Raw genomic sequence first — 22,268 nt, 5'->3', positions numbered from 1 at the left:
ACTATGTTCGACAATCTCTCCAGCAAATTTGCCGGCGCCTTTAGCGCGCTTCGCTCGCGTGGAAAGATTTCCGAGAAAGATATCGATGCAACAACTGCCGATATCCGCCAAGCTCTACTTGAAGCAGATGTTGCTCTCGAAGTTGTCGAAGGATTTACCGAACGAATTCACCAGAAGTCTCTTGAGGTTCTACCCACGCTCCAATCTGGAACCAATCAAGCACAAGCAATCTTTGATGTTGTAAATCAAGAGCTCACTGAAATTCTTGGTGGGGGAGCCCGTCGTGTTCGCTTTGCAAAGAATCCGCCAACAGTCATCATGCTCGCCGGTCTTCAAGGTGCAGGTAAGACAACACTCGCTGCAAAACTTGCCAAGTTCTATAAAGAGCAAGGCGATACACCGATTTTGGTTGCATCAGACTTGCAGCGCCCGAATGCCGTCAATCAACTTCAAGTTGTTGGTGAATCCGCAGGAGTTCCGGTCTTTGCACCAGAACCAGGAAATGGCGTTGGCAATCCTGTAAAGGTTGCTCAAGATGGAATCGCATTTGCAAAATCAAAGCTTCACAACATTGTCATTGTCGATACCGCAGGCCGCTTAGGTGTTGATGAAGAGCTCATGAAGGAAGCGATTGCAATTCGCGACGCGGTAAACCCAGATGAAATCCTCTTTGTAGTCGATGCCATGATCGGTCAAGACGCTGTGCGGACCGCCAAAGCATTCAAAGACGGTGTTGGATTCGATGGCGTGGTTCTCACAAAACTCGATGGTGATGCTCGAGGTGGCGCAGCGCTTTCGATTGCAGCCCTTACTGGCCGTCCGATTATGTTTGCTTCAACCGGTGAAAAGCTTTCTGATTTCGATATCTTCTATCCCGAGCGCATGGCTTCACGCATTCTCGGCATGGGCGATGTTGCAACTCTTGCTGAACAAGCTAAGAAAGCATTTGATGGCGATACATCAAAGAAACTCGAAGAGAAATTCATAGCCGGTGAAGATTTCACTCTCGATGATTTCCTCGAACAACTTGAAGCGATGTCGAAGATGGGTTCAATGGGTAAATTGCTCGGAATGTTGCCAGGAGCTGGTCAGATGAAGAAGCAGATTGAGAACTTCGATGAATCTGAGATCACTCGCACAAAAGCGATTGTGCAATCAATGACACCGCTTGAGCGCCGAGATCTCAAAGTTCTAAACGGTTCACGCCGCGCGCGTATTGCTCTTGGTTCAGGTCGCAAAGTTTCAGATGTAAATGCTCTGGTCGATAAGTTCACAGCGGCTCAGAAGATGATGAAACAGATGCGTAAGGGTGGGGGAATGCCGGCCGGAATGGCTCTGCCGCCAGGAATGCCAGGTCTGCCTGCAGCGCCAAGAAGTGCAGCCCCGCCACAGAAGAAGAAGTCGAAGTCTGGAAACCCCGCTAAACGAGCGCTAGAAAACGGCTGATTTCCACCAATTTCCACCAATTTCCACCAATTTCCACATTGTGAGCGTAACTGGCAAGATTAGCCACCTGTTACAGGGCCCTCTACCCCGGTAACAATCCAATCCACAGTTGGACCTCTTCGCTACGCACCCCGCTGTAGCAATTTGGTACGACATACTTTTTAGGAGCACTACTTCTTTGGCTACAAAAATTCGTTTAATGCGCATGGGAAAAATTCGCACACCTTATTTCCGCATCGTCGTCACAGATTCTCGCAAGGCTCGTAACGGACTCTCAATCGAAGAGATCGGACGTTATGTTCCAGGACAAGAACCATCAATCATCGAAGTTAATTCAGAGCGCGCTCTCTATTGGCTCGGCGTTGGTGCACAACCATCAGAGGCTGTAGAGGCGCTCTTGAAGGTCACTGGCGATTGGCAGAAGCACAAGGGTCTTCCAGGAACTGAAGGAACTCTTAAGTTCGCGGCTCCAAAGCCTGCAAAGAGCGTTGCATATGAAGCTGCAGTTAAGGCTGCTGCTGCAGAACCTGCAGAAGGTGCAACAACTTTGAAGAAGAAGGCGCAAGAGAAGCTTGCTGCTAAGGCAGCACCTGTGGTTGAAGAAGCAGCGGCACCTGTAGTCGAGTCAGCTCCCGTTGAGGCTGCTGCAGATGAGACACCTGCTGTTACAGAACAAATTGCTGAAGACACAACTTCAGCTGGAACCTCGGACGAAGCAAGCTCTGTTGCAACTCCGGACACTGAAGCTCCAGCAGCAGAAGCAGCAGAGTAATAATGATTGATGAAGCTCTCGAACATCTCGTAAAGGGAATCGTTGATAACCCTGACGATGTCAATGTGAAGGAGAAGACACACCGTCGCGGCACAACGCTCGAAGTGCGTGTTAATCCTGAAGATATCGGCAAGGTAATCGGTCGTAATGGACGTACAGCAAAGGCGCTTCGCACAGTCGTAAGCGCACTTGCTGGTCGCTCAGTACGTGTCGATCTCATCGATACCGACGAGGTTCGCTAAGTCATAACTCACCCATGAAATTAAACGTGGGCCGCATCGGTAAAGCTCACGGAATTCTCGGTGAAGCAACAATCGAAGTCCGAACAGATGAAGCTGAAGATCGCTTCGCTATCGGCGCAGTTTTACAGACAGAAAGCCACGGTGAATTAACCGTGGCTTCTGCACGTGTACACAACGGAATCCTCCTGCTTGGCTTCGAGGGCATTGAAGATCGCAACGCCATTGAAACGTTACGCAATGAGCTTCTCTACGCAGACGTTGATATCGATGCACCTGGGCTTGATGAAGATGATTATCACGTCTTACAGCTGGTTGGCTGTAAAGCCCATTTAGTCGATGGCGATGAATTCGGCGATGTGACCGACGTGCTCAATCTTCCGGGGCAAGATGTCCTCGTCATTAAAACTGAATCAGGTGAAGTCCTGATCCCATTTGTTCATCAACTTGTTCCTGTCGTAGATATCAAGAAGAAGACGATGACCGTTATTCCTCCGGAAATCGATGGGAGCATCTAATGAAGATTGATGTCATCTCGATATTTCCAGAATACCTTTCACCGCTCAAGCTTTCGTTGCTTGGAAAAGCACAGAATGCTGGACTCGTAGATATCTCTGTTCACGATCTTCGGGCTCAGACAAATGACAATCACAACACTGTCGACGACACTCCATATGGCGGTGGAGCCGGCATGGTGATGCTCCCTGAAGTCTGGGGCAAAACAATTGATTCAGTAGTTGCCGATGGCGCCGACATCATCATCCTCACGCCTGCTGGCAAGCGTTTCAATCAGAAAATGGCCGAAAGCTTCTCTTCATCTACACAATTGATCTTTGCCTGTGGTCGTTATGAAGGTATCGATGATCGCGTTCGTCAGTATTACTCACAACCTGAATTTCAATCTCGCAATATTCGTGTGCATGAAGTCTCCATCGGAGACTTTGTACTTGGTGGTGGAGAAGTTGCTTCAATGGTGATGATTGAAGCAATCACACGATTGATTCCGGGTGTTCTTGGTAACCCTGAATCGCTCGCTGAAGAATCACATAACAGTGAGGGATATCTCGAATATCCAAACTTCACCAAACCTCAAGAATGGCGCGGTATCTCAGTTCCCGAGATTCTTTTGAGTGGTAACCACGCCGAAATTGCGAAGTGGCGCACACAACAGGCGGGGCAACGCGCGAAAGATAATCTCTAACTCGTTAGTAACCAATTCACTGCCGTACTGTTGCGCCCATGAGCGAAGAGTCAGCACGCATTCAGTCACGTCTTATTCGTGATCTCGAACCAGTCGTAGCAGTAGAACTCGAACGCCATCTCAAGGTCCAGAAGAACTGGTACCCACACGAGTATGTCCCATGGTCTGAAGGTCGCGACTATGCAGGCCCACTCAATGGAGATGCATGGGAAGCGAAAGATTCACGCCTGACTCCTGTTGCCCAGGATTCACTCGTACTGAATCTTCTTACCGAAGATAACTTGCCGAGTTATCACACCGAAATCGCTCTCTCGATGGGCCGCGACGGTGCGTGGGGAAACTGGATTGAACGTTGGACAGCTGAAGAAGCGCGCCACGCAATTGTGATTCGCGATTACCTGATGGCAACTCGTGGAGTTGATCCATACGAACTCGAAGATCTTCGCATGGCACATATGTCCCTCGGGTATCAAACCCCGTATGAGAACGACATGTTGCACACCATTGCATACGTTTCATTCCAAGAGCTTGCTACACGTATTTCTCACCGCAACACCGGAAAACTTTCTGATGATCCAATCGCTGAAGGCATGATGCAGCGAGTTGCTCTCGATGAAAACCTCCACATGCTCTTCTATCGCAACACACTTTCAGCAGCCCTTGATATGGAACCAAATGCTGCAATGCGCGCAATCGCAGATGTCGTCACTAACTTCGATATGCCAGGAGCAAATATGCCGGGCTTCGGACGCAAGGCAGTTCAGATTGCCCTTGCTGGTATCTATGATCTGCAGCAGCATCTCGATGATGTCGTAGCTCCAGTTCTTCGTGCATGGAATGTCTTCGAACGTACCGATCTTTCTGGTGATGGCCTCAAGGCGCGTGAAGAGCTTGCTGCATTTATGGATACGACATATAAGGCGGCTGCAACATTTAACGATAAGCGCGAAGTTCACTTCGAGCGTCAAATTGCGCGCGGCATTCAGCCAATTCGCATCACCAACTAAAGCTCAAATAAGATAGGCGCCATGACGCGCACATATCTCGTTGAGACCTACGGGTGTCAGATGAATGTGCACGATTCCGAACGTATCGCTGGTTTGTTGGATGAAGCTGGTTATCTTCCAGTTCCCGAAGGCCAGCAGGCAGATATCGTCGTCTTTAATACCTGTGCGGTGCGTGAAAATGCCGACAATAAACTCTATGGAAATTTGAGCTTCTTAGCGCCTATCAAGAAGAAGAATCCAGCGATGCAAATTGCAGTTGGTGGCTGTCTTGCACAGAAAGATCAATCAATCATTCTCAAAAAAGCACCTTATGTAGATGTTGTCTTTGGTACTCACAACGTGGGCTCACTGCCAGTGTTGCTCGAGCGCGCCCGCATCGAAGAAGAGTCACAAATTGAAATCCTTGAGGCCCTGGAGCACTTCCCATCCACGTTGCCTGCCCGACGCTTCTCGGCCTTTACTTCATGGGTCTCGGTCTCTGTTGGATGCAATAACACTTGTACATTCTGCATCGTTCCGACTCTGCGCGGGGTGGAAAGGGATCGACCAGCTGCGGATGTGCTTACCGAGATGCGCGCGCTCGTCGATCAAGGCGTCATCGAAATTACCCTGCTTGGCCAAAATGTGAATGCCTATGGAGTCGAGTTTGGTGACCGAGGCGCTTTTGCAAAACTTCTCCGCGAGGCTGGGAAAATTGATGGACTTGAGCGCGTTCGTTTCATGTCTCCTCATCCGCGCGATTTCACTGATGATGTCATCGAAGCTATGGCCGAAACGGCTAATGTGATGCCACACCTGCATATGCCACTGCAATCTGGTTCAGATGCAATTTTGCAGACAATGCGCCGCTCATACCGCACCGATAAGTACCTGGGCATTCTCGATCGCGTTCGTACTGCAATGCCTCACGCGATGATTACAACTGACATCATCGTTGGTTTCCCTGGAGAAACAGAAGAAGATTTCCAAGGAACTCTCGATATTGCAACCGAAGCGCGTTTCGCGGCTGCTTACACCTACAAGTATTCAATCCGCCCAGGAACTCCAGCAGGAGCGATGGAGAACCAAGTTCCTGAAGATGTCGTGGGAGAACGGTACACACGCCTTCACGAGCATCAGCAGAAAATTTCCCAATCAGTCAATGAAGAAGCAATCGGTACGACTCATCGCGTGATGGTCTCTGAAATTGAAGGCCGTCGCGACGAAGTGAGATCTCGAATGACTGGTCGCTCTGAAGATTTCCGTCTCGTGCACTTCAGTAGTGATACCGATGCTCGCCCAGGCGACTTTGTCGATGTAAAGATTGTTGAAAGCTCTGCCCATTATTTGATTGGTGATGCCGTAGCGGTTCATCGCACGCGCGGGGGAGATGCACACACAGCTCGCACAGCTCCTGCTTCTACATCCCTTGGAATTCCAACGGTAAGAAAGTGAACCGAGTAATTGTCATCTGTGGGGCTACTGCCACAGGCAAGAGCGATATCGCAATAGAAATAGCACAAGAGCTGGGCGCTGAAATTATCAACGCTGATTCGATGCAGCTCTATCGCGGCATGGATATTGGAACTGCAAAGTTGCCTGAAGCAGAGCGTGGCGGAATCCCGCACCACCTTCTTGATGTTCTCGATGTAAATCAAGATTCCACCGTTGCTTGGTATCAAGAACATGCTCGCGCTGCGATTACAGAAATTCACTCCCGCGGAAAAGATGCTGTGATTGTGGGAGGCACTGGCCTGTACATCAAAGCGATTCTCGATGACCTCAATTTTCCAGATACAGATCCTGCCGTGCGCGCAAAGCTTGAGGCTGAAGTGGAAGAGTTTGGATCGGCTGCGCTTTTTTCTCGATTGGAAGAGTTGGATCCGGCAGCAGCTTTGGCGATTGATCGAGCAAATACACGACGCATCATCCGCGCGCTAGAAGTTATTGAGATTACTGGTCAACCATTTACCGCCAATCTTCCTCGCGAAGATAGTTCTCGCTATCCCGACGCCCTTCAATTTGGCCTTGTCATGGACCGCGAGCATCTGCGCGAGCGAATCGACCTTCGAGTCGATCGCATGTGGGATGCAGGTTTTGTCGGCGAAGTAGATCGATTGATTTCTCAAGGTATCCGCGACGGAGTCACAGCTCAACGTGCACTTGGGTATGCCCAAATCATTGCGATGCGTGATGGAACCATGAGTGAAATCGAAGCCAAGGAAGATACAAAGCGCGCAAGCCGTCAGTATGCCCGTCGCCAAGAGACCTGGTTCTCACGTGATGCGCGTATTCAATGGGTTGCCCAACATCAACCACGTCTCGAAACTATCCTCCAGAAGATAAACTCCTAGCATCATGACCAACCCAGTAATCGGCACTTACGGCCACGGCACCGAAAATGACTTCGTGCTGGTCTATGACCCAGAAAATTCATTCACGATTTCAGAGGCTCAAATATCTGCTATTTGTAACCGCAGTACTGGAATCGGTGCAGATGGATTTATCCGCATTACTAAGGCCGACGGTAAGTGGTTTATGGATTACCGCAATGCCGATGGTTCGATTGCAGAGATGTGTGGCAATGGAATCCGCGTGATGGCTAAATATCTGGTCACTCGGGATATCCAGCCCGAAGGAATTTTCGCCATTGATACTCGTGCCGGAATCAAACATCTGCGTGTACCTCGCGAGGGGGATATCTCAGTAAATATGGGACATGTCACCGATGAGATGGAAGAAGTCGAAGCTTCAAATAATGGTCATACCTGGAGTGGATTCAACATCAATGTCGGTAACCCGCACGCCGTTGTCTTTGTAGATTCCATGGACGATATTGGTTCACTCGCTGATGCACCTGCTGTTTCGCCAGCATCGTCATATCCTGAAGGCGTCAATGTCGAATTTGTAGAAATCTTGCCGAACTTTGAAGCAAAGATGCGGGTTCACGAACGCGGAAGCGGCGAGACTCGTTCTTGTGGAACCGGCACATGTGCAGTTGCACTTGCAGCAACACTTAGGACAAATGGAAAGCTTCCATCGCGTTGGACCATTTACCCACCAGGTGGCCGCCTCATCGTCGATATTGATGGACACTCCAATGCAACCCTTACAGGTCCTGCCGTTATCCTCGAAGATCACGACCTCACAAAGTACTTGTCGTAATGACTGACGACGGTTACGACAAGCTATTCGATGAGCTCCTGCGCGAGAGCGCACGAGTTGCCTCAGATTTTGATTACGATGAGAGTGATTTTCAGGAGAATGAGCAACAAGAACTTTCTGACCGTAATGCGCTTCGAAGAATCAAGGGATTTTCCACTGAACTTCAAGATATCTCTGAAGCTGAATATCGCCAATTACAGTTAGAGCGCGTTGTGCTTGTTGGTGTCTGGACTGAAGGAACAGCTGAGATGGCTGAGAATTCAATGGCCGAACTTAAGGCGCTGGCAGAGACTGCGGGCTCTGAAGTTCTAGAAGCGTTGATTCAACGTCGCGATCGCCCGGATCCTGCAACATATATTGGTTCAGGAAAGTTGATTGAACTCAGGCAGATTGTCGTTGCAACGGGCGCTGACACTGTTGTTTGCGACGGAGAACTTTCACCGGCACAGCTTCGAACTCTTGAAGATAAGTTGAAGGTAAAGGTCGTTGATCGCGTTGCCTTGATTCTCGATATCTTTGCTCAGCATGCCAAGAGTAAAGAAGGTAAGGCTCAAGTAGAGCTAGCCCAGATTGCATATCTACTCCCACGCCTTCGCGGTTGGGGAGATTCTCTTTCGCGCCAGGTTGGTGGTCGCGCTGCAGGTGGTGCCGGCATTGGTGGTCGCGGACCTGGTGAGACAAAGATTGAAACTGATCGCCGTCGTATTCGTGACAAGATGGCAAAGCTACGTCGTGAAATCGCTGAGATGAAAGTGTCTCGCGATACAAAACGACAAGAGCGAAAGCGTTTCAATATCCCATCTGTTGCTATTGCTGGATACACCAATGCTGGAAAATCATCTCTCCTCAACGCCTTAACCGGTGCCGGCGTGCTCGTTGAAAACGCGCTCTTTGCAACGCTTGATCCAACTGTTCGTAAGTCTGAGACCGCAGATGGTCGCGTTTACACACTCTCTGACACCGTAGGTTTTGTGCGCCACCTTCCGCATCAATTGGTCGATGCCTTCAAATCAACTCTTGAAGAAGTGTCGGGCGCAGACCTAATTGTGCATGTCGTTGACGGCTCACACCCTGATCCCTTTGAACAAATTCGCGCTGTACGACAAGTCATCACTGAAATCGGTGGGGGAGATATCCCTGAAATCATCGCAATCAATAAGGTGGATATCGCAAGCCCGGATGTGGTTATGGAAATTCTGCGAAAAGAGCCAAATAGTTATGCGTTCTCGGTCCGTTCTGGCTTCGGAGTTGAAGGACTTGTTCACGCCATTGAAAAGTCTCTGCCGCATCCCAGCGTAGAAATCACAACAGTCATTCCGTATAACCGCGGAGACCTCGTAAGTGCGATCCATGAACAAGGTGAGATCTTGAGCGAAGAACATCTTGCAGAAGGCACCGCAATTCATGCCTATGTCGATGGTGGATTAGCCAAAGCGATTGAAAAAGCCACGGCAAAGCAGGAATAAAGACGACACGCCGAGTGTTGTATCGTCTATAGAGCAAAGAATGCGCCACTATTCGCGCATGCCGGGTAATTAGACCCGCTCATGAGAAAAGTACGGAAGCGAGGTGAGAGCAGTGGCAACAGATTACGACACACCTAGAAAGACCGACGAGGAGCTTCACGAGGAATCGTTAGAAGAACTCAAAGCTAAGCGCGTTGATGCACAATCAGGACAGATCGATGTTGATGAGGCAGAAGCTGCAGAGAATCTTGAACTTCCAGGCGCTGACCTATCGGGTGAGCAATTAGCTGTTCGAGTAGTTCCAGTTCAGGTTGATGAATTTACCTGTTCACGTTGTTTCTTGATTCATCACATTACACAACTTGCTAAGGGCGAAGGCGCTAAAGCAATTTGTAAAGAGTGCTCGTAAGCTCTTTCGAATTCTTACAACTTACCAACCAATACGGAGTGGGATCACGGTCATCTTGTAACGTGATCTTCACACCGGTTGAAATCCAGAAGGTAATCGCTAGATAAGCTGCCGGATCTGCATCTCGAGTCCGAAGTAGCCTCATCTGCTGAGTATCGATTTGCTCAACTTTTGAAAGATATTTCAACTCGATATGAGCTCGGCCAACGCGTAGCTCGTTCTCAGTAACCACTATTTCAGATCGCGCTGAACGAGCGATAGTGATGAGTGCGACAGTTGCCAAAATCAAAGCAATGAGCGCAGATCGATTATCAAGAGCCGCCCAAATGGCGACAACAAGTGAGAGAAACATGAAGTAGATAAAGGCTAAGAGCCATAGTGGTGGACGAATTACTTCCTTGAATATCACTTCACTTTTCGCCACGAGGTCTAGGTTATCTCTCTATTCATCAAGTAATCTACATACATGAGTCGCGTTGCAAGCACTACGCCTCCCGAGGGAGCCGAGATTCCTGCTCGACATCCAATGTCGCCGGCAACTGGAACCCAGATTCCATCCCACTTTAAACACTGCTTCGGGTGTGGAGAACTTCACCCGACCGGCTTACATCTTGTCGCTCATGTCGGAGAAGGCGCAGATATCACTGCAGATTTTGTCGTCACAGAAAATCACCAAGGAGCGCCTGGCTTGGCTCATGGCGGGCTCTTATCTCTAGCATTTGATGAAGCTCTTGGAAAACTTATGTGGCTTCTTCGCGCCCCAGCAGTTACTGCGCGCTTAGAAACAGATTTTCTTAAACCTGTCCCGATTGGAACAAAACTTCACATCACTGCCCGAATTACAGGACAAGTAAATCGCAAGGTGTATTCCGAAGCTGAAGGGCGCCTTGGAGGCCCTGATGGAGAAGTAGCAGTGCGTGCCGCGGCTCTCTTCGTCATTGTTCCGATGAAACACTTCCTTGAAAATGCGCCTGCCGAATACATGGAAGCTCTGCGCAAGAATCCTGAACTTCTTAACTTTGTAGATCCAGAGTTTGATATCAACCCATGAACGAATTTCAAGTATTGATTAAGAGGCTCGATCCTGATCTTCCATTGCCTCAGTACTCAAAAGGCGGAGATGCTGGAGCAGATATCGTCTCTCGCATCGACATCACTTTGGCTCCGGGGGAGCGCGCACTCGTTCCCACTGGGATTTCAATCGCACTGCCGGATGGATATGTAGCACTGGTTCACCCGCGTTCTGGTTTAGCAATTAAGCATGGCGTCACAATGGTCAATGCACCCGGCACCGTTGATGCGGGATATCGCGGAGAGTTGCAATGCATCATGATTAATCACGACCCTAAAGAGAGTGTCACCTTTAAGCGCGGCGACAGGATTGCGCAGTTAGTTTTCCAAAAGGTAGAACGCGCACATTTTGTAGAAGTTGATGAATTGCCTGGATCGGGCCGCGGCACAGGTGGATTTGGATCGACGGGTCGTCAATGAGCCAACACGAAGATCGCGAAAAGGTACTTGCAGCATTCGGTGGCAAAAAAGGTCTGATTGATTCTGGAATTCCATCGGTCATCTTCTTAGTTGTATTCAACATCTCAAAGGAGCTACAAACAGCACTTATTGCTTCAATCGCTGTTTCAGCACTTCTGACAATCATTCGATTGGCGATGAAGGACACCATCCAGCATGCTCTCAGCGGATTTATCGGCGTTCTGATCTGTGCTTGGTTTGCCAACCGAACAGGCAATGCCAGCGATCTATATATCCCTAAGTTACTTACCAACCTTGGGTACGGAACTGTTTATCTCATTGCAAACCTTGCTGGATGGCCGATTCTTGGTGTGATGTTGGGGCCGATTCTTGGTGAGAACCTCACATGGAGAAACCATCCTGAACGTAAGCGTGCATATACCTTGGCGAGCTGGCTCTGGGTTGCGATGTTCTTCACTCGTATTGCTGTGCAGTATCCAATTTACAAGAGTGGCAATGTCAATCTACTTGGCACGGTAAATCTAGCAATGGGATATCCACTCTTTATTGCAACTGCATATGGATCGTGGCTGATTTTAAAGAACGCGCCACAACGAACTACTGAGCGATAAAGCAGCCCTTAATCAAATCTTCTGCAGTTGCAGAGGCCACAAATAGCAATTCATCTCCTGCAATAAAGACATCGCTTGGTGCCGGTGCAATAACGCGGCCATCACGAACAATTGCGGCAAGGGAAGCATCATCAGGAAGTGTTACTTCTTCCACTGTCTTTCCGATACATGTTGATGAATCAGGCAATGTGAGTTCTACAAGGTTTGCTTGACCGCGGCGGAATGAGAAGAGTCGTACAACATCTCCGACGCTGACCGCTTCTTCAACAAGTGCGGCAATAATGCGTGGAGTAGATACAGCAACGTCTACACCCCACGATTGATCAAAGAGCCATTCATTCTTTGGGTGGTTAATACGTGCCACAACTCTTGGAACGCCGTATTCAGTCTTTCCAAGAAGTGAAGCAACTAAATTAACTTTGTCATCTCCGGTAGCGGCAACTAAGACGGCACATTGATTGAGCTGAGCGTTGTCGAGGGATGCAATTTCGCAAGCATCGGCCATAAGCCATTCAGCATCTGGGACAGAATCAATCTTGAGAGCCTTAGGGTCACGGTCGATAAGTAGAACTTGGTGTCCGTTATCAAGGAGTTCGCGGGCAATAGCACGACCAACATTTCCTGCACCTGCAATAGCGATTCTCATGGACTATTCACCCGGTCCTTGCGTAAGTGCTTCTTCTGCAGCGGCCATGCCATCATCACGGATAGTCATGTGAACAAGGTCGCCATCTTGAAGAACAGTTTGTGGTTCAGGGATGAGGCCTTCACCGAGACGAGTAAGGAAGGCAACGCGTGCTTGTGTTGCAGATTCGAGCTCTGAGATTGGACGTCCGTACCAATCGAGATGAGGATGAACTTCTAGAAGTTGAACAGTTCCGGTTGCATCGCGCCATTCAGAACGAGCACCTTCAGGTGCGATACGACGCAAAATCTGATCTGTTGCCCAGATAACTGTTGCAACTGTTGGGATACCAAGGCGCTGGTAAATTTCTGCGCGACCTGGATCGTAAATGCGGGCCACAACATTGGTAACGCCATAACTTTCGCGCGCCACACGTGCAGCCAAAATATTTGAGTTATCGCCATTACTTACTGCGGCAAATGCTTGAGCACCTTCGATACCTGCCTCAAGGAGAGTATCTCTATCGAATCCAACGCCGACGATTGTGCGGCCCTTAAAGTCAGGACCCAATCGGCGGAAAGCTTCTTTTGCTTGATCGATAATTGCAACGGAATGGCCGGCAGCCTCTAGTTCAATAGCGAGAGATGAACCAACTCGACCGCAACCCATGATGACAACATGCACAGGGTTAACCTACTACTGGTCGCGCCAAAAATCTCTCATACTCGGATCTCGACTAGGCTTGCCTCCATGTCATCTACCAAGAGAACAACGCTCGAAGTAGGGCAGAAAATTCAGGTAACAATCGAGAAGGTTGCCCACGGGGGACACTTCATCGCTCGCTATGAAGGTGCCGTTATATTCGTCCGCCACGGCATTCCTGGCGAAGAGTGCACAATCGAGATAACCAGCACGGGCTCCTCATTTAATCGTGCCGACGTTATTGAAGTCACCGCACCTTCAGAAGATCGCGTCAGCGCACCATGCCGCTTTGCGCATAGAAATGGATGCGGGGGATGCGATTTCCAGCATATTTCTCTTCCACGCCAACGCAGCTTGAAGAGCGATGTCATTACGGAACAGTTCTCACGAATTGCAAAGATGGATATTGAAGTAGAAGTCGAAGAAGTTGCAGGCCCTCTTGGATGGCGAACACGATGCTCAGCCGTTACTACCAAGGCTGGCGCTCTGGGTTTCTACCAAGCCCGCTCTCACAAAATTATCCCCGTTGATGATTGCAGAATTCTTGTACCTGAGATGCGTTATTCAGAGCTCGCTCAACGCGGTGCTAAAGGTGATCAACGTATTGATATTTCTATCTCGAACACGGGCGAGCGAACAATCGCAACTGCCAATTCTCGCGATGAATCTCCGCTTCGAATCAGCGACGGACCTGATGTCGCTCATTACACAGTAGGGGATAATTCTTTTGAAGTCAGCCAGAAATCATTTTGGCAGAGCCATAAAGACGCTCCTCGTGTACTAACAGAGGCAGTTCTGCAATACGCGCAATTGCGCGAAGGAGATCATGTTCTTGATCTTTATGGCGGAGTCGGCCTCTTTGCCGCAAGCTTCTTATCTCATATCGGTGAATCGGGTTCAGTAGATATTGTCGAGGGTAGCAAGAGCGCAACGGCGGACGCGGCCCGAAACTTTGAGGGTAAGAGCAACGTCAATATCTACACAGGCGATGTTGCACGGTTGATTACCCGCTTCTCGTCTGCAGATGTCATCGTTCTCGACCCACCACGTGAAGGTGCCGGCAAAGATGTCATCGCGCATTGCGCGCAGTTAAAGCCGCGAGCTATCGTCTATGTCGCATGTGACCCTGCAGCGCTGGCTCGAGATGCCGGATACCTACGCGATGCCGGCTACCAACTCGATTCCATGCGGGCATTTGATCTCTTTCCCATGACGCATCACATCGAATCTGTTGCGAAATTCGTACCCACTAAGGTATCTTGACGTCAAGATATCTCCCTCGAAAGAAGAATCGCGATGAGCAAGAACTCACTTGGTACAAAGAAGAACCTCACAGTTGCCGGCAAAGATTATGAAATCTTTGATATCTCAGCAGTAGAAGGCGCAACCAACCTTCCGTTCTCACTTAAGGTACTTCTTGAAAATCTCTTGCGCACCGAAGATGGCGCCAACATCACTGCGGATCACATCAAGGCACTTGCCCAGTGGGATCCATCTGTCGAGCCAGATACTGAAATTCAATTTACGCCAGCGCGCGTTGTTATGCAGGACTTCACTGGCGTTCCTTGTGTCGTCGACCTTGCAACCATGCGCGAAGCAATCGTTGATCTCGGGGGAGACCCATCTAAGGTAAATCCGCTTGCTCCCGCTGAACTCGTTATTGACCACTCAGTTATTGCAGATGTCTTTGGAACAAAAGATTCTTTCGAGCAGAACACTGATATTGAATACGAACGTAACCGCGAGCGTTATCGCTTCTTGCGTTGGGGCCAAGGCGCCTTTGATGAATTTAAGGTTGTTCCACCAGGAACCGGAATCGTTCACCAGGTAAATATTGAATACCTAGCTCGCGTTGTTATGACACGTACTGTCAATGGCGTTCTTCGCGCATACCCAGATACCGTTGTTGGAACAGATTCGCACACCACCATGGTCAACGGACTCGGAGTCCTTGGTTGGGGCGTTGGCGGCATCGAGGCAGAAGCAGCACTTCTTGGTCAGCCTGTGTCAATGCTCATTCCACGCGTTGTTGGATTCAAGCTTTCTGGCGAGCTACCAGTTGGAACAACTGCAACAGATATGGCTCTGACAATTACTGAAATGCTTCGTAAGCATGGCGTTGTCGGCAAGTTCGTAGAGTTCTACGGTCCAGGTGTTGTCTCAGTACCAATGGCAAACCGCACAACTATCGGAAATATGTCACCTGAATACGGTTCGACATGTGCCATCTTCCCTATTGATGAAGAGACACTTCGCTACCTTCGCCTTACAGGTCGTAGCGATGATCAGGTTGCGCTAGTTGAGCAGTATGCAAAGGCTCAGGGAATGTGGCATGACCCTTCTGTATCTCCACGATTCTCAGAAAATATCGAACTCGATCTTTCGACAGTTGTCTCATCAATCGCTGGACCAAAGCGTCCGCAGGATCGCATCTCGCTGACAGCTTCAAAGTCATCATTCGAGAAGATTCTTCCTACATACTTCTCAGATAAGACAGGTAAAGAGGCTTATCCAGTAAACGTTGGCGCGAAGGCGACAACAATCAAGAATGGCGATGTTGTTATCGCTTCAATTACATCGTGTACCAATACTTCAAACCCTTCAGTCATGATCGGTGCAGCTCTGCTTGCAAAGAAGGCCGTTGAAAAGGGTCTGACATCTAAGCCATGGGTAAAGACAACTCTTGCACCAGGCTCAAAGGTTGTCACCGATTACTACGATCGCGCCGATCTCACCAAGTACATGGAAGCCCTTGGCTTCAACTTGGTCGGTTATGGCTGCGTCACCTGTATCGGAAACTCAGGACCGCTTCCTATCGAAATCAGCAAGGCGGTCAACGAGAACGATCTCGCCGTCACTGCTGTCTTGTCAGGAAACCGTAACTTCGAAGGCCGCATTAGCCCTGATGTGAAGATGAATTACCTTGCTTCACCACCGCTTGTTGTTGCCTATGCACTTGCCGGAACAATGGATCACGACTTTGAAAACGATTCTTTGGGTAACGACAAAGATGGCAACCCAGTACTTCTGAAAGATATCTGGCCATCTGCACAGGAGATCCAATCAGTTATCGATTCTTCAATCTCATCTGAAATGTTTAAGAAGGATTATGCAACTGTCTTCGATGGCGATCACCGTTGGAAGTCACTTGATACTCCGACTGGAAAGACATTCGAGTGGGATCCAAAATCCACTTATGTTCGCAAGCCTCCTTACTTTGAAGGAATGCCAGCAGAACCAAAGCCGGTCACAGATATCACCGGAGCTCGCATTCTTGCGATTCTCGGAGATTCAGTAACAACGGATCACATTTCTCCAGCAGGAAATATCAAGGCTGATTCACCTGCAGGTAAGTACCTCGAGGCTAATGGCGTAGATCGTAAGGACTTTAACTCTTACGGATCACGTCGTGGAAACCATGAAGTTATGATTCGCGGAACATTTGCAAATATCCGCCTTAAGAATCTTCTTCTTGATGGAGTTGAAGGAAGCTTTACCAAGAACTTCCTTGCCAATGGCGAGCAGACAACAATTTACGATGCATCAGTTGCTTACCAAGCAGCAGGTGTTGGTCTGATCATCCTTGCCGGTAAAGAGTATGGATCTGGATCTTCACGTGACTGGGCAGCAAAGGGAACAGCGCTTCTTGGTGTTCGCGCAGTAATTGCAGAAAGCTTCGAGCGTATTCACCGCTCTAACTTGATCGGCATGGGCGTACTTCCATTGCAATTTACCAACGGTGCAAATGCTCAATCACTTGGTCTTAAGGGTGATGAGACTTTCTCGATTACCGGCGTAACCGCGCTCAATGACGGAGGAATCCCTAAGGAAGTCACAGTGACTGCAGGGGATAAGACCTTTACGGCTAAGGTGAGAATTGATACACCAGGTGAAGCGGATTACTACCGCCACGGTGGAATCATGCAGTACGTACTGCGTCAGCTCCGCGGCTAATCTAGACTGCAACCATGCTTGAATCGATCAAAGGTCCCAGTGACCTCAAGGCTCTTCGCCCTGAGCAGCTGGAGCAACTCTCTGAAGAGATTCGCCAATTCCTGATCACCAAGGTCTCTAAGACCGGTGGGCACTTAGGCCCTAACCTAGGCGTAGTCGAGCTCACGATTGCAATTCATCGCACCTTTGATTCACCGAAGGATGTCGTTCTCTTCGATACCGGCCACCAGTCTTACGTTCATAAAATTCTGACGGGGCGCGCAGATCAATTCGATAAGTTGCGTCAACGTGGGGGAATCGCTGGGTATCCAAACCGTAGCGAGAGCGAGCACGATGTCATCGAAAATTCACATGCATCAACTGCGCTCTCTTGGGGCGATGGAATCTCTCGCGGTTTCTCACTTACCGGTCAGTCAGATCGTCACGTTGTTGTTGTCGTAGGCGACGGAGCGCTGACAGGCGGAATGTCTTGGGAAGCGCTCAACAATATTGCTGCAGCCAATGACCGAAACTTAATCATCGTCGTAAACGATAATGAACGTTCTTACTCACCAACTATCGGTGGCGTTGCTACCTATCTTTCTACGCTTCGTGTCACTCGTGGCTACGAACGCTTCCTCGACTGGGGCAAAGAGGTTCTTACTAAGACTCCAGTTGTTGGCAATCCAATTTACGAGACCCTTCATGGAATGAAGAAGGGCATCAAAGATATTGTCGCCCCGCAAGGCATGTTTGAAGATCTTGGTTTGAAATATGTCGGACCCATCGATGGACACGATGTCGCCGCCATGGAGCGCGCACTACTTCAGGCAAAAGAGTTTGGTGAACCAGTTCTTCTTCACGTCATTACCGAAAAGGGAAAGGGACATAAGCCCGCTGTTGCTGATGAGGCCGAAAAGTTCCACGCGGTCGGAATCGTTGATCCTGAAACAGGAACACCGCTCAGCAAGTCAGTTACAAGCTGGACCAGCGTCTTCTCTGATGAACTTGTTGCACTTGGCCACGAACGTAAAGATATTGTGGCAATTACAGCGGCAATGCTTGGCCCTACCGGTCTTGATAAATTTGAAAAGGCATTCCCTGATCGCACAATCGATGTGGGTATCGCTGAACAACATGCAGTAACAAGTGCCGCAGGTCTTGCATTTGCAGGCATGCACCCTGTCGTTGCCGTTTACTCAACATTCCTCAACCGCGCATTCGACCAGATGCTGATGGATGTTGCCTTGCACAAGGCGGGTGTCACCTTTGTCTTGGACCGCGCTGGAATTACAGGCGATGACGGTCCTTCACATAACGGGATGTGGGATTTAGCTCTTACCGGAATCGTTCCTACGCTTCATGTTGCTGCTCCTCGTGATGCAGCTCGTCTGCGTGAAACTCTGCGCGAATCACTCGAAATTTCAGGTGCTCCATCGCTCATTCGTTTTCCAAAGGGTGCAGTACAGGCAGATATTCCAGCATTTGAACGACGCGACGGAATTGATGTTCTCTATCGTGGCGAGAGCGTAGATGTTCTTCTTGTCAGCGTTGGTGCAATGGCAGCGATTGCAGTCGAGGCAGCATCACAGGCATACCGTGAAGGCGTTGGCGTTACCGTCATCGATCCTCGTTGGGTAAAGCCGCTTCCTCAATCACTTGTCACGATGGCGCAGCGCTATAAGAGCGTTGTCGTTCTTGAAGATGGAATCCGCCATGCAGGAATCGCAAGTTCGATTTCAGAGCTCTTCCGCGAAGCAGGGCTGAACGTCGCACTGCACAGCATCGGCGTTCCACTTGAATTCATCGAGCATTCAAAGCGCGCAGAAATTCTTGAAGATCTTGGAATTACTGCTCAGAAGATTTCACGCGACATCGTCGAGTGGAGTTCTACTGTGGAAGAGATGCAATTCCCGGTGCATGAAAACGCTGACCGCAAACAGACTCGCTAATTCCTTCACGATCTAAGTAAGGCAAGATTCCGCCGAGATGCATCGGCCAGCCAGCGCCCATCAACATACAGAGATCAATCTCTGCTGGTGTTGAAACAACGCCTTCATCGAGCATCATGCGCGCCTCTTCGGCCAGAGCTTTCAGTGCGCGAAGACGTACTTCTTCAGCAGTTGAAGGAGTTGTTCCTTTGTGAACGAGAGCGAGAGCTGCTGGGTTTGGGCCCACTGAGCCATCATCGTTTTTAATGTAGAAAGTCTTGACGCCTTCTTTGACCATTGCTTGCATCGTTGGAGAGATGCGGTAGCGAGGTCCAAGGTTTGCATTGAGAGTTTCAGAGACATGGAGTGCAACGCCAGGACCAACCAGGCCAAGGAGCTCAAATGGCGACATTGGGAAACCAATACTGCGCATTGCATTATCAGCCGTTGCTGGGTCGGTTCCTTCATCAACTGCATCGGTGATTTCACCCATGAAGCGAGTCAGAAGTCGGTTTACAACAAAGCCCGGAGCATCTTTACAGATGATCATCGTCTTCTTGAGCTCTTTTCCAATGTTGACAGCCGTTGCAGTGGTTGCATCATCAGTCTTGGATGTACGAGCAACTTCAAGAAGTGGCATGACAGCCACAGGGTTGAAGAAGTGGAATCCAACAACGCGTTCTGGGTGTTCTAGCCCTTCGCTCATGCGTTCGACCGATAGGGAAGAGGTGTTGGTAGCGAGAACGCATTCAGGTCCGACAATCTTTTCAAGTTTCTTAAAGAGTTCCTGCTTAAGGGATAGCTCTTCAAAGATCGCTTCAATAACGAAGTCGCAGCCGGCAAATACTTGCTGATCTGAAGATCCGCTAATGAGAAGTGAGAGACGGCCAGCGGATTCAGCGCTCATGCGCTTCTTCTCAACCAACTTAGCGAGCTCGTTCTTTACCCATGCCACACCTTTATCGGCGCGCTCTTGATCGATATCTGTCATGACGACAGGACACTTGAGATTACGAAGAAGAAGGAGTGCGAGTTGCGAAGCCATAAGACCAGCACCGACAACGCCAACACGTGCAACCTTGCGACCTAGGGCTGGCTTTGGTGCACCTTCAACTTTCTTGCGCTTCTTCTGAATGACGTTAAAGGCATAGAGCGATGCACGAAGCGGGTCAGACATTGTCAGATCTGCAAGAGTTGCATCTTCTGCATCAAAACCCTGACCACGTGAATTTGTCTTCGCTTGCGCAATCAGTTCGAGCGCTTTCATTGGTGATGCAATTTCTGCGCCACCGTATTTCTTAAGAGCTGCAGCACGACCAGCTGCAAGGGCTGAATCCCACGCAGGATCGGTTGAGTAATCTTTACGTTCAATCTTGGTTGCACCGCTCAAAATGGAGGCCGCAAATGCCACAGATTTTTCGAGGAAATCAGCTGGCGCATAGACCGCATCAACGATGCCAAGACCGAGAGCATCCTTAGATTTCATCATGGTGTTGTTATTAAGTGCGTTTCCGATAATTACTTGAACGGCGCGCTCTGGACCAATTAACTTAGGAACGATTGTCGCTCCGCCCCATCCTGGAACTAGCCCAAGGAAAACCTCAGGAAGTGCGGTAAATGCTGTCGCTGAAAGTGTGCGGTAGTTACAGTGAAGTCCGACTTCAAGTCCGCCACCGAGTGCAAGACCGTTGATAAAGGCGAATGTTGGAATTCCGATCTCATCAAAGCGACGGAAGACATCGTGGCCTAACTTGCCGATAGCAACTGCTTGCTCGCGCTTATTAAGAAATGCCAGAGCCGATAAATCTGCGCCCGCTGCGAAGATAAATGGTTTACCTGTGATGGCAATAGCAGCAGGTTTGCGGGAAGCGGCCTCTGTGATTGCCGCATCGAGTGCCATCAAAGATTGTGGACCGAATGTGTTGGGACGATTGTGGTCATGGCCATTATCGAGAGTGATGAGTGCGAGTGTGCCCTTGAAACCAAAGGGGGTGAGGTCAACATCGCGAACGAGTGCATTGGTAACGACCTCTTCAGGAGCACCTTCTGGAAGTTGGATTGCAGTAGTCATTACTTCGAACCTCCTGAAATCTGCGCTTCTTTGTTATGGGGGTTTTCCCAAATAATTGTTCCGCCCATTCCGAGGCCAATACACATGGTGGTGATGCCATAACGAACATCTGGCTTCTCTTCAAAGGTGCGAGCTAAGTTGAGCATCAGACGCACACCAGATGATGCAAGTGGATGACCGACGGCAATTGCTCCGCCATAAGGATTCACGCGAGGATCATCATCTGCAATTCCGAAGTGATCAAGGAATGCGAGAACTTGTACAGCGAATGCCTCATTGACTTCAAATGCGCCAATATCTTCAATCTTCAAGCCCGCTTTATCGAGAGCCTTGATAGTTGAAGGAACTGGCCCGTAACCCATGACTTCAGGTTCAACGCCAGCAAATGCAAATGTCACCATGCGCGCTTTGATAGTAAGACCTAACTCTTTCGCCTTATCTTCATTGGCAAGAAGGGCCGCGGTTGCGCCATCGTTGAGTCCTGATGAATTTCCTGCAGTGACGCGACCTGCTGGACGGAAAGGCGTCTTCAAACCTGCAAGACCTTCCATCGTTGTTGTCGGACGCGGAGCCTCATCAACGGTTGCAATAGTCCAACCGAGTTCTGCATTACGCGCAGCTGTCGGGATTAAATCTCTTTGAATCTTGCCATCAACATATGCTTTAGCCGTCTTCATCTGCGAGTTGAGCGCATATGCATCAGCGCGCTCTTTTGTTAGATGCGGAAAGCGATCATGTAAACGCTCGGCAGTTGCACCCATAGCGAGCGCATCTTGTTCCACCAACTTCTCTGCAAGGTAGCGAGGATTGGGATCCATCAATTCACCCATTGGGTGGTTACCCATATGTTCAACGCCACCAGCAATTGCGATATCAATAGCGCCCATAGCGATTGCACCAGCAACTGTTGTTGTTGCAGTCAGTGCACCTGCACACCAGCGATCAACGGAGTAGCCAGGCACAGTCTTAGGAAGACCAGCAAGAAGCGTTGCACTTCGCCCGATATTCATTCCTTGGTCACCGGTCTGCGTTGCAGCAGCGATAGCGACATCATCGATGGATGCGGGATCTACATTGGGATTTCGCTCCAAGAGGCCACGCATAGCGCGCACCATCAGGTCATCGGCGCGAGTACCTGAATACATGCTGCCGGCCTTACCGAATGGGGTGCGGACAGCATCGACGAGGACGACTGAACGGAGTTGTGACGACATAGAACT

Annotated in this window: 22 protein-coding genes; 17 read left to right on the top strand and 5 right to left on the bottom strand. The window is 49.5% G+C overall.

From position 1 onward, the window contains the following. Window positions 1-3: 3 nt before the first annotated feature. From ffh to AC8GFK_RS04345, 11 genes are all read left to right on the top strand, one after another. Window positions 4-1,446 (top strand): signal recognition particle protein, encoded by a 1,443-nt coding sequence (gene ffh, locus AC8GFK_RS04395; RefSeq protein WP_506624825.1) that lies wholly within the window; start codon window positions 4-6, stop codon window positions 1,444-1,446. Between the two features lie 199 nt (window positions 1,447-1,645). Continuing rightward, the gene (rpsP, locus tag AC8GFK_RS04390) at window positions 1,646-2,218 is read left to right on the top strand and encodes a 30S ribosomal protein S16 (RefSeq protein ID WP_506625787.1); all 573 of its coding nucleotides are present in this window, start codon (window positions 1,646-1,648) and stop codon (window positions 2,216-2,218) included. 2 nt (window positions 2,219-2,220) lie between these two features. Beyond that, window positions 2,221-2,460: an RNA-binding protein gene (locus tag AC8GFK_RS04385; RefSeq protein WP_095531284.1), complete on the top strand. Its 240-nt coding sequence runs from the start codon at window positions 2,221-2,223 to the stop codon at window positions 2,458-2,460. A 14-nt stretch (window positions 2,461-2,474) separates the two neighbouring features. Then, window positions 2,475-2,975 carry a ribosome maturation factor RimM gene (gene rimM / locus AC8GFK_RS04380; protein ID WP_506624824.1) on the top strand — a complete coding sequence of 167 codons (501 nt, stop codon included), beginning with the start codon at window positions 2,475-2,477 and terminating at the stop codon, window positions 2,973-2,975. Beyond that, complete coding sequence (gene trmD / locus AC8GFK_RS04375) at window positions 2,975-3,658, top strand: tRNA (guanosine(37)-N1)-methyltransferase TrmD (RefSeq protein ID WP_506624823.1); 684 nt, start codon at window positions 2,975-2,977, stop codon at window positions 3,656-3,658. The genes rimM and trmD overlap by 1 nt, the downstream gene beginning before the upstream one ends. A 38-nt stretch (window positions 3,659-3,696) precedes the next feature. Beyond that, window positions 3,697-4,665 carry an acyl-ACP desaturase gene (locus AC8GFK_RS04370; RefSeq protein WP_506624822.1) on the top strand — a complete coding sequence of 323 codons (969 nt, stop codon included), beginning with the start codon at window positions 3,697-3,699 and terminating at the stop codon, window positions 4,663-4,665. Window positions 4,666-4,686: 21 nt separating this feature from the next. Next, window positions 4,687-6,099 (top strand): tRNA (N6-isopentenyl adenosine(37)-C2)-methylthiotransferase MiaB, encoded by a 1,413-nt coding sequence (gene miaB, locus AC8GFK_RS04365; protein WP_506624821.1) that lies wholly within the window; start codon window positions 4,687-4,689, stop codon window positions 6,097-6,099. Then, entirely contained in the window at window positions 6,096-6,998 is a 903-nt protein-coding gene (miaA, locus tag AC8GFK_RS04360; protein WP_506624820.1) for a tRNA (adenosine(37)-N6)-dimethylallyltransferase MiaA, read from the top strand. The genes miaB and miaA overlap by 4 nt, the downstream gene beginning before the upstream one ends. A 4-nt stretch (window positions 6,999-7,002) precedes the next feature. Next, the gene (gene dapF / locus AC8GFK_RS04355; RefSeq protein ID WP_506624819.1) at window positions 7,003-7,809 is read left to right on the top strand and encodes a diaminopimelate epimerase; all 807 of its coding nucleotides are present in this window, start codon (window positions 7,003-7,005) and stop codon (window positions 7,807-7,809) included. Next, on the top strand, window positions 7,809-9,275 hold the full coding sequence (gene hflX / locus AC8GFK_RS04350; RefSeq protein WP_506624818.1) for a GTPase HflX: 1,467 nt from the start codon (window positions 7,809-7,811) through the stop codon (window positions 9,273-9,275). The genes dapF and hflX overlap by 1 nt, the downstream gene beginning before the upstream one ends. Window positions 9,276-9,387: 112 nt before the next feature. Beyond that, on the top strand, window positions 9,388-9,684 hold the full coding sequence (locus AC8GFK_RS04345) for a DUF4193 domain-containing protein (protein ID WP_095531292.1): 297 nt from the start codon (window positions 9,388-9,390) through the stop codon (window positions 9,682-9,684). On the opposite strand, the gene AC8GFK_RS04340 is transcribed toward AC8GFK_RS04345, so the two are convergent. After that, a complete protein-coding gene (locus AC8GFK_RS04340; protein WP_506624817.1) occupies window positions 9,656-10,108 on the bottom strand; it encodes a DUF3093 domain-containing protein in 453 nt (150 codons plus the stop codon). The two genes, AC8GFK_RS04345 and AC8GFK_RS04340, sit on opposite strands and share 29 nt — an antisense overlap. A 42-nt stretch (window positions 10,109-10,150) precedes the next feature. On the opposite strand from AC8GFK_RS04340, the gene AC8GFK_RS04335 reads away from it, so the two are divergent. The 3 genes from AC8GFK_RS04335 to AC8GFK_RS04325 are packed head-to-tail and all read left to right on the top strand — an operon-like array spanning window position 10,151 to window position 11,786. Next, on the top strand, window positions 10,151-10,735 hold the full coding sequence (locus AC8GFK_RS04335; RefSeq protein ID WP_506624816.1) for a PaaI family thioesterase: 585 nt from the start codon (window positions 10,151-10,153) through the stop codon (window positions 10,733-10,735). After that, window positions 10,732-11,175: a dUTP diphosphatase gene (gene dut, locus AC8GFK_RS04330; protein WP_506624815.1), complete on the top strand. Its 444-nt coding sequence runs from the start codon at window positions 10,732-10,734 to the stop codon at window positions 11,173-11,175. The genes AC8GFK_RS04335 and dut overlap by 4 nt, the downstream gene beginning before the upstream one ends. Next, on the top strand, window positions 11,172-11,786 hold the full coding sequence (locus tag AC8GFK_RS04325; RefSeq protein WP_506624814.1) for a DUF3159 domain-containing protein: 615 nt from the start codon (window positions 11,172-11,174) through the stop codon (window positions 11,784-11,786). Before dut ends, AC8GFK_RS04325 begins: the two co-directional genes overlap by 4 nt. Here the strand turns inward: AC8GFK_RS04325 and AC8GFK_RS04320 are convergent. Both AC8GFK_RS04320 and AC8GFK_RS04315 read right to left on the bottom strand, forming a co-directional pair. Next, window positions 11,773-12,432, bottom strand: coding sequence for a potassium channel family protein (locus tag AC8GFK_RS04320; protein ID WP_506624813.1), 660 nt, complete (start codon window positions 12,430-12,432; stop codon window positions 11,773-11,775). The genes AC8GFK_RS04325 and AC8GFK_RS04320 overlap by 14 nt on opposite strands. A 3-nt stretch (window positions 12,433-12,435) precedes the next feature. Further along, window positions 12,436-13,095: a potassium channel family protein gene (locus AC8GFK_RS04315; RefSeq protein WP_095673681.1), complete on the bottom strand. Its 660-nt coding sequence runs from the start codon at window positions 13,093-13,095 to the stop codon at window positions 12,436-12,438. Between the two features lie 66 nt (window positions 13,096-13,161). On the opposite strand from AC8GFK_RS04315, the gene AC8GFK_RS04310 reads away from it, so the two are divergent. From AC8GFK_RS04310 to dxs, 3 genes are read left to right on the top strand one after another with little or no spacing between them, the layout of a single operon-like run. Then, window positions 13,162-14,376 carry a class I SAM-dependent RNA methyltransferase gene (locus AC8GFK_RS04310; RefSeq protein ID WP_506624812.1) on the top strand — a complete coding sequence of 405 codons (1,215 nt, stop codon included), beginning with the start codon at window positions 13,162-13,164 and terminating at the stop codon, window positions 14,374-14,376. A 33-nt stretch (window positions 14,377-14,409) separates the two neighbouring features. After that, on the top strand, window positions 14,410-17,067 hold the full coding sequence (acnA, locus tag AC8GFK_RS04305; protein WP_506624811.1) for an aconitate hydratase AcnA: 2,658 nt from the start codon (window positions 14,410-14,412) through the stop codon (window positions 17,065-17,067). Between the two features lie 14 nt (window positions 17,068-17,081). After that, window positions 17,082-18,998 carry a 1-deoxy-D-xylulose-5-phosphate synthase gene (dxs, locus tag AC8GFK_RS04300; RefSeq protein WP_506624810.1) on the top strand — a complete coding sequence of 639 codons (1,917 nt, stop codon included), beginning with the start codon at window positions 17,082-17,084 and terminating at the stop codon, window positions 18,996-18,998. Here dxs and AC8GFK_RS04295 read toward each other — a convergent pair. Further along, complete coding sequence (locus AC8GFK_RS04295; protein WP_506624809.1) at window positions 18,937-21,048, bottom strand: 3-hydroxyacyl-CoA dehydrogenase NAD-binding domain-containing protein; 2,112 nt, start codon at window positions 21,046-21,048, stop codon at window positions 18,937-18,939. The two genes, dxs and AC8GFK_RS04295, sit on opposite strands and share 62 nt — an antisense overlap. After that, window positions 21,048-22,262 (bottom strand): thiolase family protein, encoded by a 1,215-nt coding sequence (locus AC8GFK_RS04290; RefSeq protein WP_506624808.1) that lies wholly within the window; start codon window positions 22,260-22,262, stop codon window positions 21,048-21,050. Before AC8GFK_RS04290 ends, AC8GFK_RS04295 begins: the two co-directional genes overlap by 1 nt. Window positions 22,263-22,268: the final 6 nt, after the last annotated feature.

The sequence above is a fragment of the Planktophila turicensis (SeqCode) genome (assembly GCF_965234405.1).
Taxonomy (GTDB): domain Bacteria; phylum Actinomycetota; class Actinomycetes; order Nanopelagicales; family Nanopelagicaceae; genus Planktophila; species Planktophila turicensis.
Note: the sequence above shows the minus strand (reverse complement) of the source record. Positions and strands in the feature narration are given on the sequence as shown.